This is a genomic window from Klebsiella sp. BIGb0132, from assembly GCF_024810075.1.
GTDB lineage: Bacteria > Pseudomonadota > Gammaproteobacteria > Enterobacterales > Enterobacteriaceae > Klebsiella > Klebsiella terrigena.
This window is the reverse complement of sequence record NZ_JANUDW010000003.1, coordinates 205,754-226,957: the sequence shown is the minus strand read 5'-3', so window position 1 is coordinate 226,957 and position 21,204 is coordinate 205,754. Positions and strand designations below refer to the sequence as shown.

Below are 21,204 nucleotides of genomic sequence, written 5' to 3'. Positions count from 1 at the left end.
CTTATTTTTGTACAACGATATTTTCTTGTGATGGATCGACGTGTTGCATCTGCAACTTCTCGGTCGCGATCCGCTCAACCCGACTGTGATCGCCCAAGGCGTTCTCTTCGAGGATCAGGTTGCGCCATTCAATATCCAGCGCGTCACGTTCCAGAACTAACTGCTCGCGCTGGGCGGTTAACAAACGGGTATGGTGCGCCGTCGTAACCACCGTAATCGCCGTAATGATGATGCAAATGAACAGACAGAGTGGCAGCTTCCCAAACCGCAGAAGATCGTCCCCGATCACGCCAGGCAAGGCATGGCGCTCGTTGCTTCCTAACGATCCTTTAACCTTGCTTAAGGCTTCTGTCACTCTGCCGATCATGCGTTCGTCCTCTCTGCAATGCGCAGAACTGAACTACGGGCGCGTGGATTCTCTGCCACCTCTTCTTCGCCCGGCATCAACTTGCCTAATGCTCGCAGCTCACGGCCACCCAGTTTACTGAGCTGCTCTTCGGTCATCGGTAGCCCTGCAGGAACCTGCGGACCGCGGCTTTGCTCGCGCATAAAGCGCTTCACAATACGGTCTTCCAGCGAGTGGAAACTGATGATCGAAAGCCGCCCGCCCGGGGCCAGCACGCTGAGCGAGCTTTTTAGCGCCTGCTCTATCTCCTCCAGTTCACTGTTCACCCAAATGCGCACCGCCTGGAAGGTACGGGTCGCGGGATGTTTGAACTTATCCTTCACCGGTGTTGCCGCCGTGACCACTTCCGCCAGCTCTTTGGTGCGGGTCATCGGCTCAATGCGGTTACGCTCGACGATGGCGCGCGCGATGCGCTTACCGAAGCGCTCTTCGCCAAAGGTCTTAATCACCCAGGCGATATCGGCCTCTTCGGCCGTCTGCAGCCATTCGGCGGCCGACTGGCCGCGCGTCGGATCCATGCGCATATCCAGCGGACCGTCACGCATAAACGAGAAGCCGCGCTCCGCGTCATCCAGCTGCGGCGACGAAACGCCAAGATCGAGAAGAATCCCGTCGATCTTGCCCGTCAGTTCGCGCTCACTAACATAATCTGCAAGCGCAGAAAAAGGTCCGTGTACGATGGAAAAACGGGGGTCATCAATGGTCTTCGCCACGGCGATTGCCTGCGGATCGCGATCGATTGCCAACAGACGACCTTCCGCTCCCAGCTGGGAGAGGATCAGACGCGAGTGGCCACCGCGACCAAAAGTGCCATCAATGTAGATACCATCCGGGCGAATATTCAGGCCGTTAACGGCTTCATCCAGAAGTACCGAAGTATGTTTAAAATTTTCCATCATTTTATAAAGACAAATCCTGCAGTCGCTCCGGCAGTTCCCCGGTTGCGGACTGCTCAGCGTCGATATCTTCCTTGACCCGTTGATACCAGGTCGTTTCATCCCACAGCTCAAACTTATTGAACTGCCCGACCAGCATCACTTCTTTTGTCAGCCCGGCATGCTGCCGTAACACCGGAGCGATCAAGAGCCGCCCGGCATTATCCATCTGACATTCGCTGGCATGTCCCAGAAGCAGACGCTGTACGCGCCGCTCAGCGGGGTTCATGCTCGACAAACGCGACAATTTTTGCTCGATGATTTCCCATTCAGGCAAGGGGTAAAGCAGCAGGCACGGGTGATGAATGTCAATGGTGCAAACCAATTGACCGGAAGCGCTCTCAATCAGCCCGTCGCGGTAACGCGTCGGTACGGCCAGACGGCCTTTGCTGTCGAGATTGACTAACGTTGCCCCACGGAACATGCCAGCCTCACCCCTTTTCGCCACTTTAACCCACAAATTCCCACCAGAAGGAGTTTACGGAGCGGAGGAAAAGCTTGTCAAGCCAGCACGAATACCAACGAAGCTTAAAAACCCATTATTTGCCGCCGATATTAGGCCTGATGATAAAATCATCAACAAACGAGGCAAATTAACGTTATGAATACGTGTAAGAAAACAACCAACAAATTCGTAACAGTTAAAAGCAACAAAATATCTTCGGCGGGAAAATATAAAGTGTCAGTTTGCGACGCGAGCGGCATTTTAGGCGATTCTGATGCCCGTTAACAGTGCCTGATGTCTGCGGAGAGGCTCTCTTGTCGCGGGGTGGCGAAGATTGGGGGTATTGTCTGCGATAAAATGAGTGTTAATTCAGCGATTAACTCAGTGAATGTAACAAAATAATACAAATATCGACCGGGAGATCTTTTCTTATACCCATCAGGTGCAAGAAAGCCCCTACTCCAGAATAAAACAAAATAATGCGTAAAGAAGTTTAGGGATTTGTCTGAAAGATATTCAGTTTTGCATTTTTAAGCCAATTTGTATGGATTATCGCCAGACGTGCATCCGTCTGGCGAGCGGCGGCAGAATTATCCCGGCAGCCTGCTGCCGGAAATATTCAACGACGGTTCAGGCTCCCGCGGCGATACAAATTCCGACGAATCCGGCTTAGGCCAGGCTTTGGCTTGCGCGGTTCGTCGAGGCTGGCGAGGACGATCTCCAGCACGCGCTCGGCAACGTCGCGGTGGCGCTGAGCCACTGCCAGCACCGGACACTGGAGGAAATCCAGCAGTTCGTTATCGCCGAAGGTCGCAATCGCCAGCTCGGAGGGCAGCTTGCCTTCCCGACGCAGCGTCACGTCCATCACGCCCTGCAGCAGCGGGAACGAGGTGGTAAATAGCGCCTGCGGCATCGGATGGGTTTCCAGCCACTTTTCGAACAGCTGACCCGCCGCTTCGCGCTCGTAGCTGTTAGCGTAGAGATACTGCACCTCACGCGGATCGTCCTGCCATGCGGTCCGGAAGCCCTGCTCGCGCAGGAAGCTCACCGACAGCTCCGGCAAAGCGCCAAGATACAGCACGCTGTCGCCGGGGAATTTACGCAGCTCGGCGCCGAGCATTTCCGCATCGTCGCGATCGGCGCCGACAACGCTGGTGAAGTGTTCGCGATCGAGCGCGCGATCGAGCGCAACTATCGGGAACGGATCGTTGGCCCAGCGCTGATAGAACGGATGCTCGGGCGGTAATGAGGTCGACACGATAATCGCATCGACCTGGCGCTGCAGCAGGTGCTCAATGCAGCGCATCTCGTTATCGGGCTGATCTTCCGAACAGGCGATCAGCAGCTGATAGCCACGCTGGCGCGCCTGCCGCTCGAGGTAGTTAGCAATGCGGGTATAGCTGGTGTTTTCCAGATCCGGAATAACCAGACCAATAGAACGCGTGCGTCCTGCACGCAGGCCGGCAGCGACCGCATTCGGGTGATAGTTGTGTTCACGAACCACAGCCATCACCTTTTCGACCGTTTTATCGCTCACGCGGTACTGCTTCGCTTTACCGTTAATCACATAGCTAGCGGTGGTTCGCGAAACACCGGCCAGCCGGGCGATTTCATCCAGTTTCACAATTGCCCCTTGGGTAATTTAGTACAGAACATAACCTTTCTTCAGGTATGGATTCATTTTCATAACATCTAAACGCAGAACAGTTAGCACAGCAACCGGTTTTGTCTCCAGTTCCTACCGATTTCGCAAAAAAATAGCCCGACAGTTTGTGCCGGGCTATTTTTAGCTCATTTTCAGCGACTCAGCGCATTATTTTGTCGCCGCGCGACAGGCCAACGACGCCCGAGCGAGCAACTTCAACGATTCTCGCAACGTCACGCAGCGAGGCGATGAATGCATCCAGCTTATCGCTGGTGCCAACCAGCTGAACGGTGTAGATAGACGGGGTGACGTCAATAATCTGCCCGCGGAAGATCTCGGTGTTGCGCTTGACCTCCTCGCGGCCAAAACCGCTTGCCTGCACCTTCACCAGCATAATCTCGCGCTCAACGTGCGAGTTTTGTCCGAGCTCGCTGACGCGCAGCACGTCCACCAGCTTATGCAGCTGCTTTTCGATCTGCTCAATCGCTTTCTCATCGCCCACGGTCTGAATCGTCATTCGCGAGAGCGTCGGGTCATCGGTGGGCGCCACCGTCAGGCTTTCAATGTTATACCCACGCTGCGCAAAGAGACCAATAACGCGCGATAAGGCGCCCGATTCGTTTTCCAGTAATACCGATAATATCCGGCGCATAATCAGGTTCTCTCCGTTTTGCTCAACCACATCTCGTCCATCCCGCCGCCGCGGATATGCATCGGATACACGTGCTCGCTGCCGTCAACCGTTACGTCGACGAAGACCAGACGATTATTACGCACCTGCTCCAGCGCTTCGGTCAGCTTCGACTCCAGCTCCTGCGGCTCGTTAATGCGAATACCTACGTGACCATACGCTTCTGCAAGGCGGACAAAGTCCGGGAGCGACTCCATATACGACTGCGAGTGGCGGCCGGAATAGATCATGTCCTGCCACTGTTTTACCATCCCGAGATAGCGGTTATTCAGGTTCAGCACCAGAACCGGCAGTTCGTACTGCAGCGCGGTGGAAAGCTCCTGGATATTCATCTGAATACTGCCGTCGCCGGTGACGCAAATAACGGTCTCATCCGGCAGCGCCATCTTCACGCCGAGCGCCGCGGGCAGACCGAAGCCCATCGTGCCCAGGCCGCCGGAGTTGATCCAGCGTCTCGGCTTATCGAAGGGATAATAGAGCGCGGCAAACATCTGATGCTGGCCGACGTCCGAGGTGACGTAGGCATCCCCGTTGGTCAGACGCCAGATAGTCTCGATCACCGCCTGCGGTTTGATCTTGCCGCTTTGCGTATCGTATTGCAGGCAGTGACGAGCGCGCCACTGTTCGATCTGCTGCCACCAGTCGCGAAGCTCATCCAGCGGCTGCAGCGCCTCTTCCTGCTCCAGCAGCTCCAGCATCTGCTCCAGCACCTGACGGGCATCGCCAACGATCGGCACGTCGGCCGGCACCGTTTTCGAAATTGACGTCGGATCGATGTCGATATGCAGCACCGTGGCATTCGGGCAGTATTTTGCCAGATTGTTGGTCGTGCGATCGTCAAAGCGCACGCCAACGGCGAAAATCACGTCGGAGTGATGCATCGTCATATTGGCTTCATAGGTGCCGTGCATGCCCAGCATGCCCAGCGCCTGCTGGTGCGAGGCCGGGAAAGCGCCCAGCCCCATCAGCGACGACGCGACCGGCAGATTCAGTTTTTCCACCAGGCTGTACAGCTGCGCTTCGCATTGGGCGTTAATCGCCCCGCCGCCAACGTATACCACCGGATGTTTGGCCGCGATCAGCGTTTGCAGAGCGCGTTTAATTTGTCCTTTATGCCCGCTGGTTGTCGGGTTATAGGAGCGCATGCTGACCGCATCCGGCCAGACGTACGGCAGTTTGTTCGCCGGGTTAAGGATATCTTTCGGCAGATCGACCACAACCGGGCCGGGACGGCCGCTGGCTGCCAGCCAGAAAGCTTTCTTCAGGACGCCGGGGATATCTTCAGTTTGCTTAACCAGGAAGCTGTGCTTCACCACCGGTCGGGAAATACCGACCATGTCGCACTCCTGGAAAGCATCGTAACCAATCAGGGAAGTCGCCACCTGTCCGGAGAGGATTACCAGGGGGATAGAGTCCATGTAAGCCGTCGCAATGCCGGTAATGGCGTTCGTGGCCCCGGGCCCGGAGGTCACCAGCACGACCCCGACTTCGCCCGTTGCGCGGGCGAGACCGTCCGCCATATGCACCGCGGCCTGCTCGTGGCGGACCAAAATATGATCGATACCGCCGAGGGTATGTAGCGCATCATAGATATCGAGGACCGCCCCCCCGGGATAACCGAATACTTGCTTGACGCCCTGATCGACAAGCGACTGGACGACCATCTCGGCTCCTGACAACATCTCCATGGTTTGCCTCCCGGCTTATTGTTTTTAACGACAGCGGAACTCAATTTCCGCGCGTTCGCACAATGCGCAGAGTTTCGTCTTCGCATTGAGGTGAATGGACTGCGTGCCTTTACCATAACTGGTCGCTAACGGGCAGGCAATTCACTACCGCGGGGACATGAGAGGTATTAAAAGAATAAAAAAGAGGATTTAATAAAAAATCAGGTGGAAAACTTCACCGACAGGAATTGACGCAAATCATTACTCGGACAAATTGCCGTGCCGCAGGAAATCATCCATTTTTCATCTGAATCTGCCGCTAGCCGCCGCCGCTAAACAGAACAAAATTCTGACTTATTGCTTTATAATAGATAAAACCATCCGAAAATCGCCGCGGCGTTAGCCCCGGTCAGCGACAGGCCCAAATATCCCCTGCTGCCCGCTCACAAAGCAGGAGCCGCGGCTCCCGTTTGTGGTGATGTACGCACAGATTAGCGCCGGCAGATACTGACCAGCAGTTCTTCCATCCACTGGTGGCCTTTATCGCGACCCGCGGCTTCGTGCCATGAGAGATAGCAGGTCCGGCTATTAACCTGCAGCGGCAGCGTGACCAGCTGCAGGTTAAGCTTATCCGCGAATTCAGCCGCCAGCCAACGCGGCGCAATAGCCACCATTTGCGTTTGCGAAACCACGTTTAATACGCTGACCATCGCATTGCCCTGATAGGCAATTCGCGCCTGTTTATCGAGAGTGTCATACCAGGGCTGGCTGAATGAAGCATAGCGATCGAGGGCCACAACCGCGTGCTCTTCCCGATAAATGTCCTCTTCCGCCAGCAATCCGCTAATACGCGGATGCTGACGACTGGCGACTAATACCATCTCATCGTTAAACAGCGGCACGCAGGCAAATTCAGGGCGGCGAAACTCTTCATAGCCCACCACGAATTCAATTTCCTGATAACGTAATTGATGGTCGGTATTTTGATTCAGCGCCGATTTAAAAATCAAATGAATATTTGGCGCGGCTTCGCTAACTTTATTGAGGATTGTGGCGGTCAAATAGTTATCCAGCGGGCTGCACACGCATAAATTAAACACCCGCTCGCTGCTTATTGGCTCAAAGCCGGAGCCCGGCAGCTCGTTCTGCACCAGCTGCAGAGCCTGGCGCACCGAGCCAAACAGCTGGAACGCACGCGCCGTTGGCTGAATCCCGCGGCCGTAGCGCACGAACAGCTCGTCATTAAACATCACCTTCAGACGCGATACCGCGTTGCTGACCGCCGGCTGCGACATCCCCAGCGAATGCGCCGCGCGAGTGATATTCTGCTCCTGCATCACCGCATCAAAGACGGTGAGCAGATTGAGATCGACCATGCGTAGCTGAGGTTTCGTCACCTCCGCCGCAGGGGCTGCTTGATATTCAATACTTTCAATTATCATATCTAATTTCACCATCAGGCTAAATTCCCTTTGCACAAGTACAGTAATTAATGCTGAAAATATCATTTAGCACGCATATGAAATTTGCAAAAGGGTAAAAATGAATTTTAGGAATATATCAAAGTTATGATTTCGGCAAAAATAAGCAGAATGAGAAAATAGCCGATTCATTTTAACTATATCGATTACTTGATGGCGCTAAGTTTACTCATAACTTATAAGGATAAACAACGGCAGGAATAGTTAACTTAAATTGAAGCAGCATTAAAGTATCGAGTGAACACGCTATTAAAATTAACATGTCATTATCATAGATAATTAGCCTGAACTCATTTAAATACATTCACATGGTAAATATTCTCAGTCTTTTCATTAAGATGGCTGCCATCGCCGCCGCGACAGCGTGAGGCCTTGAATGAAAAGGAAATTGTGTGAATGTTTTAAATGGCCTCGCCCCTGCCGCAGCGCCAAAAACGATTGTCGGCAAAAAAGCGCGATCTTCAGCACAATTAGCTAATTCAGTGACAAGGTAAAAAGACGTTTTTCCCCCTCAGGGGTTGACATCAAAAGGCGTATCCAGTAACTCTAAAAGCATATCGATTTCATCTGGAGTATGACGCAATGATTCGCAGCACTCGTTTCACCAGCCTACTACTACTAAACGCATCCAATTTGCGCGGTAGGCTGCTGGGCGACGTTAAGCGTTAGTCATCTTCCAGTAAGACTATAAAACCCGCGCCATTGCGCGGGTTTTTTTATGCTCGTCAGCAAGGCGCCCAGGACACCGATTAAGGATTTAACCATGAGCCAGCAAGTCATTATTTTCGATACGACCTTACGTGACGGTGAACAAGCGTTACAGGCCAGCCTGAGCGTTAAAGAGAAGCTGCAGATTGCCCTGGCCCTTGAGCGTATGGGCGTAGACGTGATGGAAGTCGGCTTCCCTGTCTCATCTCCGGGCGACTTTGAATCCGTACAGACCATCGCGCGCACCATCAAAAACAGCCGCGTCTGCGCCCTGGCGCGCTGCGTAGAGAAAGATATCGATGTCGCGGCCGAATCCTTAAAAATCGCCGAAGCGTTCCGTATTCATACGTTTATCGCCACCTCGCCGATGCACATCGCCACCAAGCTGCGCAGCACCCTCGATGAGGTGATTGAGCGTTCGATCTATATGATTAAACGCGCCCGTAACTATACCGACGACGTTGAGTTCTCCTGCGAAGATGCCGGCCGTACGCCGATTGCTGACCTGGCGCGCGTCGTTGAAGCCGCCATCCGCGCCGGCGCTACCACCATTAACATCCCGGACACCGTCGGCTACACCATGCCGTTCGAATTCTCCAACATCATTACCGGCCTGTACGAGCACGTGCCGAACATCGACAAAGCGATCATTTCAGTTCACACCCATGACGATTTGGGCTTAGCCGTCGGCAACGCCATTGCCGCCGTCCACGCCGGCGCGCGCCAGGTCGAAGGCGCCATGAACGGCATCGGCGAACGCGCGGGCAACTGCTCGCTGGAAGAAGTGATCATGGCCATCAAGGTGCGTAAAGACATTATGGACGTGCGCACCCGCATCAATCACAACGAAATCTGGCGCACCAGCCAGACCGTCAGCCAGATTTGCAACATGCCGATCCCGGCGAACAAAGCCATCGTCGGCACCGGCGCTTTCGCCCACTCTTCCGGTATTCACCAGGACGGCGTGCTGAAGAACCGCGAAAACTACGAAATCATGACCCCGGAATCCATCGGCCTGAATCAGGTACAGCTGAACCTGACCTCCCGCTCCGGCCGCGCGGCGGTGAAACACCGCATGGAAGAGATGGGCTACAAGGAAAGCGACTACAACATGGACCACCTGTATGACGCCTTCCTGAAGCTGGCGGACAAAAAAGGTCAGGTCTTCGACTACGACCTGGAAGCGCTGGCCTTTATTAACAAGCAGCAGGAAGAGCCTGAGCATTTCCGCCTGGACTACTTCAGCGTGCAGTCCGGCTCCAACGCCATCGCCACCGCCTCCGTCAAGCTGGCCTGCGGCGATGAAGTGAAGTCCGAAGCGGCTAACGGCAACGGTCCGGTCGATGCCGTCTATCAGGCCATCAACCGCGTTACGGCGTATGACATCGAGCTGGTTAAGTATGGTTTAAGCGCCAAGGGCCACGGTAAAGATGCGCTGGGCCAGGTGGATATCGTCGTTAACTACAACGGTCGCCGCTTCCACGGCGTCGGGCTGGCCACGGACATCGTAGAGTCCTCGGCGAAGGCGATGGTTCACGTCCTGAACAACATCTGGCGCGCCGCTGAAGTCGAAAAAGAGTTGCAACGCAAAGCTCAGAATAACGAGAACAATAAGGAAACCGTGTAATGTCGAAGAATTATCATATTGCTGTTTTGCCAGGTGATGGCATTGGCCCGGAAGTCATGAACCAGGCGATGAAAGTACTGGAAGCCGTCCGTAACCGTTTCGATATGCGCATTACCACCAGCCAGTATGACGTTGGCGGCATCGCCATCGACCGCCAGGGCACTCCGCTGCCGCAGGCAACCGTAGACGGCTGCGAGCAGGCAGACGCCATTCTGTTCGGCTCGGTCGGTGGCCCAAAATGGGAACACCTGCCGCCGGCAGAGCAGCCGGAGCGCGGCGCGCTGCTGCCGCTGCGTAAACATTTCAAGCTGTTCAGCAACCTGCGTCCGGCGAAGCTGTACCAGGGGCTGGAAGAGTTTTGCCCGCTGCGCGCGGATATCGCCGCCAACGGCTTCGATATCCTGTGCGTCCGTGAACTGACCGGCGGCATCTACTTCGGCCAGCCGAAGGGTCGTGAAGGCAGCGGCCATCACGAGAAAGCGTTTGATACCGAGGTTTACCACCGCTTTGAGATCGAGCGCATTGCGCACATCGCGTTTGAATCGGCCCGCAAGCGCCGGAGCAAAGTGACCTCTATCGACAAAGCCAACGTGCTGCAGTCCTCCATTCTGTGGCGAGAAATCGTCGGCGAAATCGCCAAAGAGTACCCGGACGTTGAGCTGGCGCACATGTACATCGACAACGCCACCATGCAGCTGATTAAAGACCCGTCCCAGTTCGACGTGCTGCTGTGCTCCAACCTGTTCGGTGACATCCTGTCCGACGAATGCGCGATGATCACCGGCTCAATGGGCATGCTGCCCTCCGCCAGCCTCAATGAACAAGGCTTTGGCCTGTACGAGCCGGCAGGCGGCTCGGCGCCGGATATCGCCGGCAAGAACATCGCTAACCCGATCGCCCAAATCCTGTCGCTGGCGCTGCTGCTGCGCTACAGCCTCGATGCGGACGCGGCGGCAACGGCTATCGAAAGCGCGATCAACAGCGCATTAGAAGAAGGCATCCGTACCGGCGATTTAGCGCGCGGTGCGGCGGCGGTCAGTACCGATGAAATGGGCGACATCATTGCCCGCTATGTCGCTGAAGGGGTGTAATCATGGCGAAGACGTTGTATGAAAAATTGTTTGATGCTCACGTGGTTTATGAAGCGCAAAACGAAACCCCGCTGCTGTACATCGACCGTCATCTGGTACACGAAGTAACCTCCCCGCAGGCGTTTGACGGCCTGCGCGCGCACAACCGCCAGGTGCGCCAGCCGGGAAAAACCTTCGCCACCATGGATCATAACGTTTCGACTCAGACCAAAGACATCAACGCGTCCGGCGAAATGGCGCGTATCCAGATGCAGGAGCTGATTAAGAACTGTAACGAATTCGGCGTTGAGCTGTATGACCTGAACCACCCGTATCAGGGGATCGTTCACGTCATGGGCCCCGAGCAGGGCGTAACCCTGCCGGGGATGACCATCGTCTGCGGCGACTCCCATACCGCGACCCACGGCGCGTTCGGTGCGCTGGCTTTCGGCATCGGGACCTCCGAAGTCGAGCACGTGCTGGCCACCCAGACCCTGAAGCAGGGCCGCGCCAAAACGATGAAGATTGAAGTTCAGGGCCAGGCAGCACCCGGCATCACCGCGAAAGATATCGTGCTGGCGATCATCGGCAAAACCGGCAGCGCCGGCGGTACCGGCCACGTGGTCGAATTCTGCGGCGAAGCCATTCGCAACCTGAGCATGGAAAGTCGCATGACCCTGTGCAACATGGCCATCGAGATGGGCGCGAAAGCGGGCCTGGTGGCGCCGGACGCGACCACCTTTGATTACGTGAAGGGCCGTCTGCACGCGCCTAAAGGCGAGGACTTTAGCGATGCGGTCGCCTACTGGGAAACCCTGACCACCGACGCCGACGCCACCTTTGACAGCGTCGTCACCTTACAGGCCGCAGAGATTGCTCCGCAGGTCACCTGGGGAACCAACCCGGGCCAGGTTATCTCCGTCACCGACCTGATCCCTGACCCGGCCTCTTTCGCCGATCCGGTAGAGCGCGCAAGCGCGGAAAAAGCGCTGGCCTATATGGGCCTGAAGCCGGGCATCCCGCTGACCGACGTCGCGATTGATAAAGTCTTTATCGGCTCCTGTACCAACTCGCGCATTGAAGACTTACGCGCGGCGGCCGAAATTGCCAAAGGGCGTAAAGTCGCGCCGGGCGTGCAGGCGCTGGTTGTCCCAGGCTCCGGCCCGGTGAAGGCGCAGGCGGAAGCGGAAGGCCTGGATAAGATCTTTATCGAAGCTGGCTTTGAATGGCGTCTGCCGGGCTGCTCCATGTGCCTGGCGATGAACAACGACCGCCTGAACCCCGGCGAGCGCTGCGCATCCACCAGCAACCGTAACTTTGAAGGCCGTCAGGGCCGCGGCGGACGTACCCACTTAGTCAGCCCGGCCATGGCCGCAGCGGCGGCCGTCAGCGGCCATTTCGCCGACATTCGCGACATTAAATAAGGAGACCATCATGGCAGAGAAATTTACCCAACATACTGGCCTGGTGGTTCCGCTGGATGCCGCAAACGTCGATACCGATGCGATCATTCCCAAGCAGTTCCTGCAGAAAGTCACCCGCACCGGGTTTGGCGCGCATCTGTTCAACGACTGGCGCTTCCTCGATGACCAGGGGCAGCAGCCGAATCCGGAGTTCATTCTCAACTTCCCGGAGTACAAAGGCGCCTCGATTCTGCTGGCGCGGGAGAACTTTGGCTGCGGCTCATCGCGCGAACACGCGCCCTGGGCTTTGACCGACTACGGCTTTAAGGTGGTGATCGCACCAAGCTTCGCCGACATCTTCTACGGCAACAGCTTCAACAACCAGCTGCTGCCGGTGACCCTGAGCGACGAGCAGGTCGACGAGATGTTTAAGCTGGTGCAGGCCAACCCTGGCATTACGTTCGAGGTGGATCTGGAAGCCGAAGTGGTGAAAGCGGGCGACAAGTCGTACAGCTTTAAAATCGACGCCTTCCGCCGCCACTGCATGCTGAACGGCCTCGATAGCATCGGCCTGACGCTGCAGCACGAAGGGGCGATCTCCGCCTACGAGAACAAGCAGCCGGCCTTTATGAACTAAAGCCGTCAGCGGCTCCCCTGCCCGGTCCATGACCGGGCATTTTTTTATGCCTTCTGAGCTGAGAAGGCCTCAGGAAATTCGCACAGGCCTCGATATGACGACAACCGTAACGGTTAAGAACCTCACCTTCCAGCAAGGTACCACCCGAATCTGCGTCCCGCTGATGGGCCAAACCCTCGATGAGCTGAAGGCTCGCGCTCGGGCGCTGGTAGAAGTCGATGCCGATATTATCGAATGGCGCGCCGACGGCTTTGCCCAGGTCGGCAAGACCGAACAGGTACTGCTGGCGCTGGCTGAAGTTCGCCAGATCCTCGCCGATACGCCGCTGCTGTTCACCTTCCGCAGCCAAAAGGAGGGCGGCGAGGCGCAGCTCGACGAGGCGGACTATTTTGCGCTTAACCGTCAGGTCGCGCTCAGCGGGCTGGTCGAGGTGATTGATATCGAGCTCTTCAACGATGAGACGCGGATCCGCGCCCTGATCGATGATGCCCACGCCGCCGGCGTGAAGGCAATCATCAGCAATCATGATTTCGAGAAAACGCCGCCCGAAGAGGAGATTATTCGCCGCCTCTGCCGCATGCAGGAGCTGGGCGCCGACCTGCCGAAAATAGCGGTCATGCCGCAGTCTCCGCAGGATGTGCTGACGCTCCTCTCCGCCACGCTGGCGATGAAGGAGAAGCACGCTACCGGCCCGATCGTCACCATGTCGATGGGCAAAATGGGCGGCATCAGCCGGGTTACCGGGCGACTGTTTGGTTCCGCGATGACGTTCGGCAGCGCGGGCCAGGCCTCTGCGCCGGGGCAAATCGCCATCCGCCAGCTGCGGGAAACGATCGATATCCTCTCCTGAACTCGCCCGCCCGCGGCGATCCGCGGGCGGGTAACGGGCTAGATATCTTTCACTTTGCCGGTTAAAAACAGGGTCACCAGCGAAATCGCCGCGATCGCCCAGTAAACGCTGGCGTGGCCGTAGCTCTGCGACAGCGCCCCCTGCAGCACGCCGGCGAGGATCACGCCGGTGGAAATACTGTTGGTAAACAGCGTGGTGGCCGCTCCCGCGCGTCCCGGCATCAGGTCCTGGAACCACAGCATGCCGATCCCGGCGACAATACCGATAAAAATCGCGTTAAACAGCTGCAGCGCCAGCAGCGCCGTGCGGTCGTGGAACAGGATCAGCCCGGCGTAGAACAGCACCCCGGCGGCTACGGCGACGACCATCATGCGACGCTTGCCCCAGCGTTTGACGTAGTAGCCCGCCAGAATCATCGCCGGGATCTCCAGCCCGGCCGCGGTGCCCATCAGGATCCCGGCCAGGCTATCCGGCAGGCCGAGATCGCTGCTGATCCACAGCGGCATATCGATGATGTACATGGTGTTGCAGGTCCACATCAGCGTCGAGGCGATAAACAGCATGCGCACGTTTTTATCCTGCCAGCCGCCGGCCTGGGCTATCGCCCCCGCCGCCTCCGAAGGCTGCTCCACCCGCGCCACCGACGGGAGCTTAAACGCAATCAGCACCAGGCTAATGACAAAAATCCCGGCAGCAATCGTGAACATGGTGGTAAAGCCGTAGTTCAGCGCCAGCATAAAGGCCAGCGGCGGGCCGATAACCCACGCCAGCGACAGCTGGGCGCGCATGATCGAACTGAACATCACCACTTCCCGCGCCGAGCTGTCGGCATACTCCCGCGCCAGGGCGAACAGCTGCGGCATCGCGGCATTGGCGATGGATGCCAGCATCACGCCGCAGGTAATCAGGGTTAAGTAGTGGCGATTGAAGGCAAACAGCAGCGCGTTGCCCACGGCCATCAGGCAGCAGAACATAATCAGCCGGCGGCGGTCGCCCTGGCTATCGGAGCGCTTCGCCAGCGCCAGGCTGACCGCGATCCCGGCAATGGCGTTAACGGTGTAAAACAGACCGACCCAGAAAGGTTGCGCGCCCACCTCACGGCTGAGAAACAGGCTGAGCGTCGGGGCCTGCAGCGCACCGGCAATCCCCATCATAAAAGCGACCAGCATAAAAGCCGCATAGACGCCGTTAAGCCGCCGTCCCATCGTCATTAACCACAGCATGTCATGTCCTTAGCACGCGAAGAAAACGAAAAAAGCCAGCAGAAGTCATCTGCTGGCGGGTGATTTTATACTCTATCTGCTTCAGGTTACAGGCCGGCGGCCGCTACAAGCAGGCCGCGCTAATGCCGGGAACGCGAAAGTGGACAGGTACGCACCAATACTCAGTCACACATGATATCGGCAAGTTAACGATCGGAGGTCGGCGACGTAACTCCCCACTGCATCAGCTCGCCGAGTATTTCCTGCTGTCGTCCTGCCATCAGGCGGGCTAGCCATGACGCATCCTGCGTCGCAGAAAAGTAGCGTTGGTAGAACTGTTTAGCGGTTGACCTCGTCATATTCATCTCCTCGCTTCATCGAAATCTATTATTGGCCTAATATGAGGATTAATAAATTGCTGAGTTTTCATCAGGAGTTCCCCTTTTATGTCCTCTGCCCGTCTGCAACAACAGTTCATCCGCCTGTGGCAATGCTGCGAAGGGAGGTCGCAGGAGACGACGCTCAACGAGCTGGCTGAGATGCTAAGCTGCTCGCGCCGTCATATGCGAACCCTGCTGAACATGATGGAAGAGCGCGGCTGGCTAACCTGGGAGGCGGAAGCGGGACGCGGTAAGCGCTCAAAGCTGGCTTTCCTCTACACCGGCCTGGCGCTGCAGCAGCAGCGGGCGGAAGATCTGCTGGAGCAGGATCGCATCGATCAGCTGGTGCAGCTGGTCGGCGATAAGGCCGCCGTGCGCCAGATGCTGGTCTCCCACCTCGGACGGAGCTTTCGCCAGGGGCGGCATATTCTGCGCGTGCTCTACTACCGGCCGATGAAAAATCTGCTCCCCGGCAGCGCGCTGCGCCGTTCGGAAAACCATATCGCCCGGCAAATCTTTAGCGCCCTGACGCGGGTAAATGAGGAAAACGGGGAACTGGAAGCCGATATTGCCCACCACTGGCAGCAGCTATCGGCCACCCACTGGCGCTTTTTTTTGCGTCCCGGCATCCACTTTCACCACGGACGCGAGCTGGAAATGGAGGACGTGATCGCCTCTTTGCAGCGCAGCAACGCCCTGCCGCTGTACGCCCATATTGAGCGCATCGTCTCGCCGACCGCCTGGACGCTGGATATCCATCTGACGCAGCCGGATCGCTGGCTGCCGTGGCTGCTGGGCCAGGTTTCGGCGGTGATACTGCCGCGCGAATGGCAGTCGATGGAGAACTACTCCTCGATGCCGATCGGCACCGGCCCCTATGCCGTCGCGCGCAATAACCAAAACCAGCTTAAGATCCACGCCTTCGACGACTACTTCGGCTATCGGGCATTAATTGACGAGGTCAACGTCTGGGTGCTGCCGGAGATTGGCGAAGAGTCGAACGGCGGCTTAACCCTGCAGGGCACCACCCAGAGCGAGAAAGCCGTCGAAAGCCGCCTGGAAGAGGGCTGCTACTACCTGCTGTTTGATTCCCGCAGCCCGCTTGGTGCCAATGCCGCCGTCCGCCAGTGGCTGAGCTATCTGTTCCAGCCGGCGAACCTGCTCTACCACGCGGGCGAACATTACCAGGGCAACTGGTTCCCGGCCTACGGCCTGCTGCCGCGCTGGCACCACGCGCGCAGCCACGCCTGCGAGAAGCCCGCGGGCCTCGAGTCGGTGACGCTGACCTATTATCAGGACCACATTGAGCATCGCGCGATCGGCGGCATTATGGCGACGCTGTTAGCCGAGCATCAGGTCAGGCTGGAGATCCGCGAGCTGGAATACGCGGAGTGGCACCGCGGCGAGGTGGTCAGCGACATCTGGCTAAACAGCGCCAACTTTACCCTGCCGATCGACTTCTCCCTCTTCGCCTGGCTGTATGAAGTCCCGCTTATTCGCCACTGCATCCCGATTGACTGGGAGGAGGACGCCGGTCGCTGGCATGCGGGCGAGTTAAATCCTGCTACCTGGAGCCAACAGCTGCTGGCTAACCAAACGATCGTCCCGTTGATCCACCACTGGCTGATGATCCAGGGCCAGCGCAGCATGCGCGGCGTGAGGATGAACACCCTCGGCTGGTTTGATTTTAAATCGGCGTGGTTTGCGCCGCCGGAACCCTAGCACCTTCCCCGGCGGGCGCTTAAGCACTTTCGGTCCGCTAACAAAATCATTACACTAGTCGCCGTTCTCAACGGGGTGCTAATAAACATACGCCGCTTCATTCAGGTTGCATCGTGACAGCCTGCAGGATGCAGCGTATGGGCTGAGAAAATACCCGTCGAACCTGATCCGGATAACGCCGGCGAAGGGATTTGAGGCTCACTCAAAATCCTTTGCCACCCCTTTTTTGTGAGGTGCAAAGTGTTGAAAAAATTACTCCCGCTGCTGGTGCTGGTCGCCGCTCCCGCGTTGGCTAAACCCGTTCTCACCGTCTATACCTACGACTCCTTTTCTGCGGACTGGGGCCCGGGTCCGGCCGTCAAAAAGGCCTTTGAAGCCGACTGCGGCTGCGAGCTGAAGTTCGTGGCGCTGGAAGACGGCGTTTCGCTGCTGAATCGCCTGCGCATGGAAGGCAAAAACAGCAAAGCCGACGTGGTGCTCGGACTGGACAACAACCTGCTGGAAGCGGCGGCGCAAAGCAAGCTGTTCGCCAAAAGCAATGTGCCGACCGACGCGCTCAGGGTACCCGGCGGCTGGAACAACGATACCTTCGTCCCCTTTGATTACGGCTATTTCGCCTTCGTCTACGATAAAAACAAGCTCAAAAATCCGCCCAAAAGCCTGAAGGAGCTGGTTGAGAGCGACCAGAAATGGCGGGTGATCTACGAAGATCCGCGCACCAGCACGCCGGGCCTCGGCCTGCTGCTGTGGATGCAGAAGGTGTACGGCGATAAATCCCCGCAGGCGTGGGAGAAGCTGGCGGCAAAAACCGTCACCGTCACTAAGGGCTGGAGCGAGGCCTACGGCCTGTTCCTGAAGGGGGAAAGCGATCTGGTGCTGAGCTATACCACCTCTCCGGCCTATCACATCATCGAAGAGAAAAAAGATAACTACGCGGCGGCCGGCTTCAGCGAAGGCCACTACCTGCAGGTCGAAGTGGCGGCCCGTACCGCGGCCAGCAAGCAGCCGGAGCTGGCGGAGAAGTTCCTTAAGTTTATGGTCTCTCCGGGGTTCCAGAATGCGATTCCGGCGGGCAACTGGATGTACCCCGTCACCCAGGTGACGCTCCCTGCCGGCTTTGACACGCTGATCAAACCGCAGACCACCCTGGAGTTCACTCCGCAGCAGGTCGCTGGCGAACGGCAGAACTGGATTAACGCATGGCAACGCGCCGTCAGCCGCTAACCATCGGCTGGCTGCTGCCGGGCCTGACGGCCGCCACCGTGCTGGTCGTGGTGGCGCTGGCCGCTTTTCTGGCGCTCTGGAGCAGCGCGCCGGAGGCGGCCTGGATGACTATCGTCGGCGACAGCTATCTCTGGCACGTCGTTCGCTTCTCCTTCTGGCAGGCGTTTCTTTCGGCGCTGCTCTCGGTGGTGCCGGCCATCTTTCTTGCCCGCGCCCTCTACCGGCGCCGCTTTCCCGGCCGCACGCTGCTGCTGCGCCTGTGCGCGATGACGCTCATCCTGCCGGTACTGGTGGCGGTATTTGGCATCCTGAGCGTTTACGGACGCCAGGGCTGGCTGGCGGCGGCATTTAACGCGCTGGGATGGCAGTGGGATTTCTCGCCCTACGGGCTGCAGGGGATCCTGCTGGCGCACGTCTTCTTCAATATGCCGATGGCGACCCGCCTGCTGCTGCAGGCGCTGGAGAATATCCCCGGTGAACAGCGGCAAATTGCGGCCCAGCTTGGCATGCGCGGCTTTCACTTTTTCCGCTTCGTCGAGTGGCCATGGCTGCGGCGGCAAATTCCTCCGGTAGCGGCGCTGATCTTTATGCTCTGCTTCGCCAGCTTCGCGACCGTCCTCTCTCTTGGCGGCGGCCCGCGGGCCACCACCATTGAGCTGGCAATCTATCAGGCGCTAAGCTTTGATTACGATCCGGCCCGCGCGGCGATGCTGGCGCTGATCCAGATGAGCTGCTGCCTCGGGCTGGTGCTGCTCAGCCAGCGCCTGAGCAAGGCCGTGGCGATCGGCGTGACCCACGTCCGCGGCTGGCGCGACCCCGACGACCGCCTGCACAGCCGCCTCACCGACTTCGTGCTGATTGCCGTCGCGCTGCTGCTGCTGCTGCCGCCGCTGCTGGCGGTCATCATTGATGGCCTGAATAACAATCTGCCGCGGGTGCTGGCCCAGCCTGAGCTATGGCAAGCCCTGTCGACCTCCCTGCGCATCGCGCTGGCCGCCGGCATACTCAGCGTGATTCTAACGATGATGCTGCTGTGGAGCAGCCGCGAGCTGCGCATCCGCAGCCGCCCGCTGGCCGGCCAGGCGCTGGAGCTCAGCGGGATGCTGATCCTCGCCATGCCGGGGATTGTGCTCGCGACCGGCTTCTTTTTACTGCTCAATAATAGCGTTGGCCTGCCCGACTCCGCCGACGGCATCGTTATCTTCACCAATGCGCTGATGGCCATCCCCTACGCGCTGAAGGTGCTGGAAAACCCGATGCGCGACGTTGCCGTGCGCTACGGCACGCTCTGCAATTCGCTGGGAATAAGCGGCTTTACCCGCCTGAGGGTCGTTGAGATGCGCGCCCTGAAGCGCCCGCTGGCCCAGGCGCTGGCCTTTGCCTGCGTGCTGTCGATCGGCGATTTCGGCGTGGTGGCGCTGTTCGGCAACGACGATTTCCGCACCCTGCCGTTCTATCTTTATCAGCAGATTGGCGCCTATCGTAGCCAGGACGGTGCCGTAACCGCCCTGCTGCTGCTGGCGCTGTGCTTTATCCTCTTTACCGTGATTGAGAAGCTACCGGGGCGTGATGTTAAAACTGAATGATGTAACCTGGCTGTACCAGCACCTGCCGATGCGTTTCACCCTTTCCGTGCAGCGGGGCGAACGCATTGCGGTGCTTGGCCCCAGCGGGGCGGGAAAAAGCACGCTGCTGAACCTGATCGCCGGCTTTTTACCGCCGGCGAGCGGCAGCATCGTCATTGACGGCGAGCCGCATACCGCGACGCCGCCCGCCCGTCGCCCGGTATCAATGCTGTTTCAGGAAAATAACCTCTTCAACCATCTCACCATTCGGCAGAACATCGGCCTCGGCATGCACCCTGGTCTTAAGCTGAGCGCCGGGCAAAACGCCAGCCTGCTGGCCATTGCCGAACAGATGGGCATCGATTCCCTGCTGGAGAGGCTTCCCGGCGAGCTCTCCGGCGGCCAGCGCCAGCGCGCGGCGCTGGCGCGCTGTCTGGTGCGCCAGCAGCCGGTACTGCTGCTGGATGAGCCGTTTTCCGCGCTCGATCCGGCGCTGCGCCAGGAGATGTTGATTTTGGTTGCGGAGGTGTGCCAGCGCCGCAGTTTGACGCTGCTGATGGTGTCGCATAGCGTGGAGGATGCCGCCCGCATCGCCCCTCGGTCGCTGGTGGTGGCCGACGGGCGCATCGCCTGGGACGGCGCCACCGATGCGCTCTTAAGCGGCAGCAGCAGCGCCTCGCATCTGCTCGGGATCAGCGCGCGATAACGTGGTGCAGAATATTGAGATAGACCGGCATTAGCGGGTGGCGAATTACCAGGGTTAACGCCACGCCCGCCAGCACCAGCGCCAGCGGCGACAGCCACAGCAGGCGCGTGCGCGGCAGCAGCCGGGTCAAGCGATCGCTTGTTTTCGCGCTACGCCACAGGCGCCAGCAGAGCCAGCCTGCCAGCCACGCCAGCAGCGCGGCGCCCAGCAGCAGCCACTTAAAGCTGGCGCTGTTCTCATCGGCGGGGATATCAATGGCCGCGCCGGCAAGAATGCCCGGTAAAAAGTAGAGCGGCGGCCACAGCAGGCAGCCGATGATATTCGGCAGAATAAATTTCGCCACCGGCAGGTCGAGCATCCCGGCAACCATCGGCACCAGCGGCCGCGTCGGCCCAACGAAGCGCCCGATCAGGATCGTGACCATGCTGTGCTGATGCAGCGCGTGCTCGGTCTTATCAAGCAGCGCCTTGTTTTTCTTCATAAACGACCAGCGATGCAGCGGTTTTTTAAACCGCCAGCCGAGCCAAAATGAGATCCAGTCGCCGAATAAACAGCCGACGATACCCGCCAGCCACGCCTGCCAGAAGTTAACCTCACCGCTGCCGATCAGCGCGCCCAGCCCGGCCATCATCACCGTGCCCGGCAGTATCAGCCCGACCAGCGCCAGCGATTCAAGAAAGGCGACCAGCATCACGGCTATCAGCGAGTAGACCGTGGATTGGGTGATAAAATGTTCCAGCAATGCTTGCATAGTGTGCCCGGTTTAAAAACGAAGCACGGATTCTCCAGAGCCGTCGCGCCTTCGTCAAGCCATCAATTGTCTGAATAGTTTACTGGTTG

At 58.1% G+C, this 21,204-nt stretch carries 20 protein-coding genes and 1 riboswitch; of the genes, 10 read left to right on the top strand and 10 right to left on the bottom strand.

The genetic code is table 11. The annotated features are described in order from the left end of the window. Position 1: 1 nt before the first annotated feature. From ftsL to leuO, 7 genes are all read right to left on the bottom strand, one after another. On the bottom strand, positions 2 to 367 hold the full coding sequence (ftsL, locus tag M2416_RS12580) for a cell division protein FtsL (RefSeq protein ID WP_004857854.1): 366 nt from the start codon (positions 365 to 367) through the stop codon (positions 2 to 4). Continuing rightward, positions 364 to 1,305 carry a 16S rRNA (cytosine(1402)-N(4))-methyltransferase RsmH gene (gene rsmH / locus M2416_RS12575; protein ID WP_041144042.1) on the bottom strand — a complete coding sequence of 314 codons (942 nt, stop codon included), beginning with the start codon at positions 1,303 to 1,305 and terminating at the stop codon, positions 364 to 366. Before rsmH ends, ftsL begins: the two co-directional genes overlap by 4 nt. Position 1,306: 1 nt before the next feature. After that, entirely contained in the window at positions 1,307 to 1,765 is a 459-nt protein-coding gene (gene mraZ / locus M2416_RS12570) for a division/cell wall cluster transcriptional repressor MraZ (RefSeq protein WP_041144041.1), read from the bottom strand. Positions 1,766 to 2,405: 640 nt separating this feature from the next. Next, on the bottom strand, positions 2,406 to 3,410 hold the full coding sequence (cra, locus tag M2416_RS12565; protein ID WP_041144040.1) for a catabolite repressor/activator: 1,005 nt from the start codon (positions 3,408 to 3,410) through the stop codon (positions 2,406 to 2,408). A gap of 181 nt (positions 3,411 to 3,591) precedes the next feature. Next, complete coding sequence (gene ilvN / locus M2416_RS12560) at positions 3,592 to 4,083, bottom strand: acetolactate synthase small subunit (RefSeq protein ID WP_041144039.1); 492 nt, start codon at positions 4,081 to 4,083, stop codon at positions 3,592 to 3,594. Positions 4,084 to 4,085: 2 nt separating this feature from the next. Then, positions 4,086 to 5,810: an acetolactate synthase 3 large subunit gene (gene ilvI, locus M2416_RS12555; protein ID WP_259224238.1), complete on the bottom strand. Its 1,725-nt coding sequence runs from the start codon at positions 5,808 to 5,810 to the stop codon at positions 4,086 to 4,088. Positions 5,811 to 6,280: 470 nt separating this feature from the next. Further along, the gene (gene leuO, locus M2416_RS12550) at positions 6,281 to 7,249 is read right to left on the bottom strand and encodes a transcriptional regulator LeuO (RefSeq protein WP_123552790.1); all 969 of its coding nucleotides are present in this window, start codon (positions 7,247 to 7,249) and stop codon (positions 6,281 to 6,283) included. A gap of 603 nt (positions 7,250 to 7,852) precedes the next feature. Between leuO and leuL the strand changes: the two genes are divergently transcribed. The 6 genes from leuL (at position 7,853) to aroD (ending at position 13,565) form a co-directional block, all read left to right on the top strand. Then, positions 7,853 to 7,939 carry a leu operon leader peptide gene (leuL, locus tag M2416_RS12545; protein ID WP_115193567.1) on the top strand — a complete coding sequence of 29 codons (87 nt, stop codon included), beginning with the start codon at positions 7,853 to 7,855 and terminating at the stop codon, positions 7,937 to 7,939. A gap of 94 nt (positions 7,940 to 8,033) precedes the next feature. Further along, positions 8,034 to 9,605, top strand: coding sequence for a 2-isopropylmalate synthase (gene leuA, locus M2416_RS12540; RefSeq protein WP_076946397.1), 1,572 nt, complete (start codon positions 8,034 to 8,036; stop codon positions 9,603 to 9,605). After that, on the top strand, positions 9,605 to 10,696 hold the full coding sequence (gene leuB / locus M2416_RS12535) for a 3-isopropylmalate dehydrogenase (RefSeq protein ID WP_259224236.1): 1,092 nt from the start codon (positions 9,605 to 9,607) through the stop codon (positions 10,694 to 10,696). The genes leuA and leuB overlap by 1 nt, the downstream gene beginning before the upstream one ends. Positions 10,697 to 10,698: 2 nt before the next feature. After that, positions 10,699 to 12,099 (top strand): 3-isopropylmalate dehydratase large subunit, encoded by a 1,401-nt coding sequence (leuC, locus tag M2416_RS12530; RefSeq protein ID WP_259224234.1) that lies wholly within the window; start codon positions 10,699 to 10,701, stop codon positions 12,097 to 12,099. 10 nt (positions 12,100 to 12,109) lie between these two features. Further along, entirely contained in the window at positions 12,110 to 12,715 is a 606-nt protein-coding gene (gene leuD / locus M2416_RS12525) for a 3-isopropylmalate dehydratase small subunit (protein WP_041144034.1), read from the top strand. Positions 12,716 to 12,809: 94 nt separating this feature from the next. After that, positions 12,810 to 13,565: a type I 3-dehydroquinate dehydratase gene (aroD, locus tag M2416_RS12520; RefSeq protein WP_259224232.1), complete on the top strand. Its 756-nt coding sequence runs from the start codon at positions 12,810 to 12,812 to the stop codon at positions 13,563 to 13,565. Between the two features lie 38 nt (positions 13,566 to 13,603). Here the strand turns inward: aroD and M2416_RS12515 are convergent, their stop codons facing one another. Both M2416_RS12515 and sgrT read right to left on the bottom strand, forming a co-directional pair. Further along, a complete protein-coding gene (locus M2416_RS12515) occupies positions 13,604 to 14,788 on the bottom strand; it encodes a sugar efflux transporter (RefSeq protein ID WP_259224231.1) in 1,185 nt (394 codons plus the stop codon). 185 nt (positions 14,789 to 14,973) lie between these two features. Continuing rightward, on the bottom strand, positions 14,974 to 15,126 hold the full coding sequence (sgrT, locus tag M2416_RS12510; RefSeq protein WP_072051895.1) for a glucose uptake inhibitor SgrT: 153 nt from the start codon (positions 15,124 to 15,126) through the stop codon (positions 14,974 to 14,976). An 87-nt stretch (positions 15,127 to 15,213) separates the two neighbouring features. Here sgrT and sgrR point away from each other — a divergent pair, with 87 nt between their 5' ends. The 4 genes from sgrR to thiQ all read left to right on the top strand — a co-directional run bounded on the left by sgrR (position 15,214) and on the right by thiQ (position 20,364). Next, positions 15,214 to 16,869 (top strand): HTH-type transcriptional regulator SgrR, encoded by a 1,656-nt coding sequence (sgrR, locus tag M2416_RS12505; protein ID WP_041144031.1) that lies wholly within the window; start codon positions 15,214 to 15,216, stop codon positions 16,867 to 16,869. A gap of 61 nt (positions 16,870 to 16,930) precedes the next feature. Beyond that, a riboswitch (TPP riboswitch) is annotated at positions 16,931 to 17,077 on the top strand. Positions 17,078 to 17,109: 32 nt separating this feature from the next. Further along, positions 17,110 to 18,093, top strand: a complete 984-nt coding sequence (gene thiB / locus M2416_RS12500; protein WP_041144030.1) for a thiamine ABC transporter substrate binding subunit — start codon at positions 17,110 to 17,112, stop codon at positions 18,091 to 18,093. Beyond that, positions 18,069 to 19,679, top strand: a complete 1,611-nt coding sequence (gene thiP / locus M2416_RS12495) for a thiamine/thiamine pyrophosphate ABC transporter permease ThiP (RefSeq protein WP_259224226.1) — start codon at positions 18,069 to 18,071, stop codon at positions 19,677 to 19,679. The genes thiB and thiP overlap by 25 nt, the downstream gene beginning before the upstream one ends. Further along, complete coding sequence (thiQ, locus tag M2416_RS12490) at positions 19,663 to 20,364, top strand: thiamine ABC transporter ATP-binding protein ThiQ (protein WP_259224224.1); 702 nt, start codon at positions 19,663 to 19,665, stop codon at positions 20,362 to 20,364. The genes thiP and thiQ overlap by 17 nt, the downstream gene beginning before the upstream one ends. Here the strand turns inward: thiQ and M2416_RS12485 are convergent. Further along, on the bottom strand, positions 20,351 to 21,115 hold the full coding sequence (locus M2416_RS12485) for a DedA family protein (protein WP_133600670.1): 765 nt from the start codon (positions 21,113 to 21,115) through the stop codon (positions 20,351 to 20,353). The genes thiQ and M2416_RS12485 overlap by 14 nt on opposite strands. Positions 21,116 to 21,204: the final 89 nt, after the last annotated feature.

Excerpts from the sequence above, each read along its gene's own strand:
- ftsL (WP_004857854.1), bottom strand. The coding sequence starts at position 367 with ATGATCGGCAGAGTGACAGAAGCCTTAAGCAAGGTTAAAGGATCGTTA.
- rsmH (WP_041144042.1), bottom strand. The coding sequence starts at position 1,305 with ATGATGGAAAATTTTAAACATACTTCGGTACTTCTGGATGAAGCCGTT.
- mraZ (WP_041144041.1), bottom strand. The coding sequence starts at position 1,765 with ATGTTCCGTGGGGCAACGTTAGTCAATCTCGACAGCAAAGGCCGTCTG.
- ilvN (WP_041144039.1), bottom strand. The coding sequence starts at position 4,083 with ATGCGCCGGATATTATCGGTATTACTGGAAAACGAATCGGGCGCCTTA.
- ilvI (WP_259224238.1), bottom strand. The coding sequence starts at position 5,810 with ATGGAGATGTTGTCAGGAGCCGAGATGGTCGTCCAGTCGCTTGTCGAT.
- leuL (WP_115193567.1), top strand. The coding sequence starts at position 7,853 with ATGATTCGCAGCACTCGTTTCACCAGCCTACTACTACTAAACGCATCC.
- leuA (WP_076946397.1), top strand. The coding sequence starts at position 8,034 with ATGAGCCAGCAAGTCATTATTTTCGATACGACCTTACGTGACGGTGAA.
- leuB (WP_259224236.1), top strand. The coding sequence starts at position 9,605 with ATGTCGAAGAATTATCATATTGCTGTTTTGCCAGGTGATGGCATTGGC.
- leuC (WP_259224234.1), top strand. The coding sequence starts at position 10,699 with ATGGCGAAGACGTTGTATGAAAAATTGTTTGATGCTCACGTGGTTTAT.
- leuD (WP_041144034.1), top strand. The coding sequence starts at position 12,110 with ATGGCAGAGAAATTTACCCAACATACTGGCCTGGTGGTTCCGCTGGAT.
- aroD (WP_259224232.1), top strand. The coding sequence starts at position 12,810 with ATGACGACAACCGTAACGGTTAAGAACCTCACCTTCCAGCAAGGTACC.
- M2416_RS12515 (WP_259224231.1), bottom strand. The coding sequence starts at position 14,788 with ATGCTGTGGTTAATGACGATGGGACGGCGGCTTAACGGCGTCTATGCG.
- sgrT (WP_072051895.1), bottom strand. The coding sequence starts at position 15,126 with ATGACGAGGTCAACCGCTAAACAGTTCTACCAACGCTACTTTTCTGCG.
- sgrR (WP_041144031.1), top strand. The coding sequence starts at position 15,214 with ATGTCCTCTGCCCGTCTGCAACAACAGTTCATCCGCCTGTGGCAATGC.
- thiP (WP_259224226.1), top strand. The coding sequence starts at position 18,069 with ATGGCAACGCGCCGTCAGCCGCTAACCATCGGCTGGCTGCTGCCGGGC.
- thiQ (WP_259224224.1), top strand. The coding sequence starts at position 19,663 with ATGTTAAAACTGAATGATGTAACCTGGCTGTACCAGCACCTGCCGATG.
- M2416_RS12485 (WP_133600670.1), bottom strand. The coding sequence starts at position 21,115 with ATGCAAGCATTGCTGGAACATTTTATCACCCAATCCACGGTCTACTCG.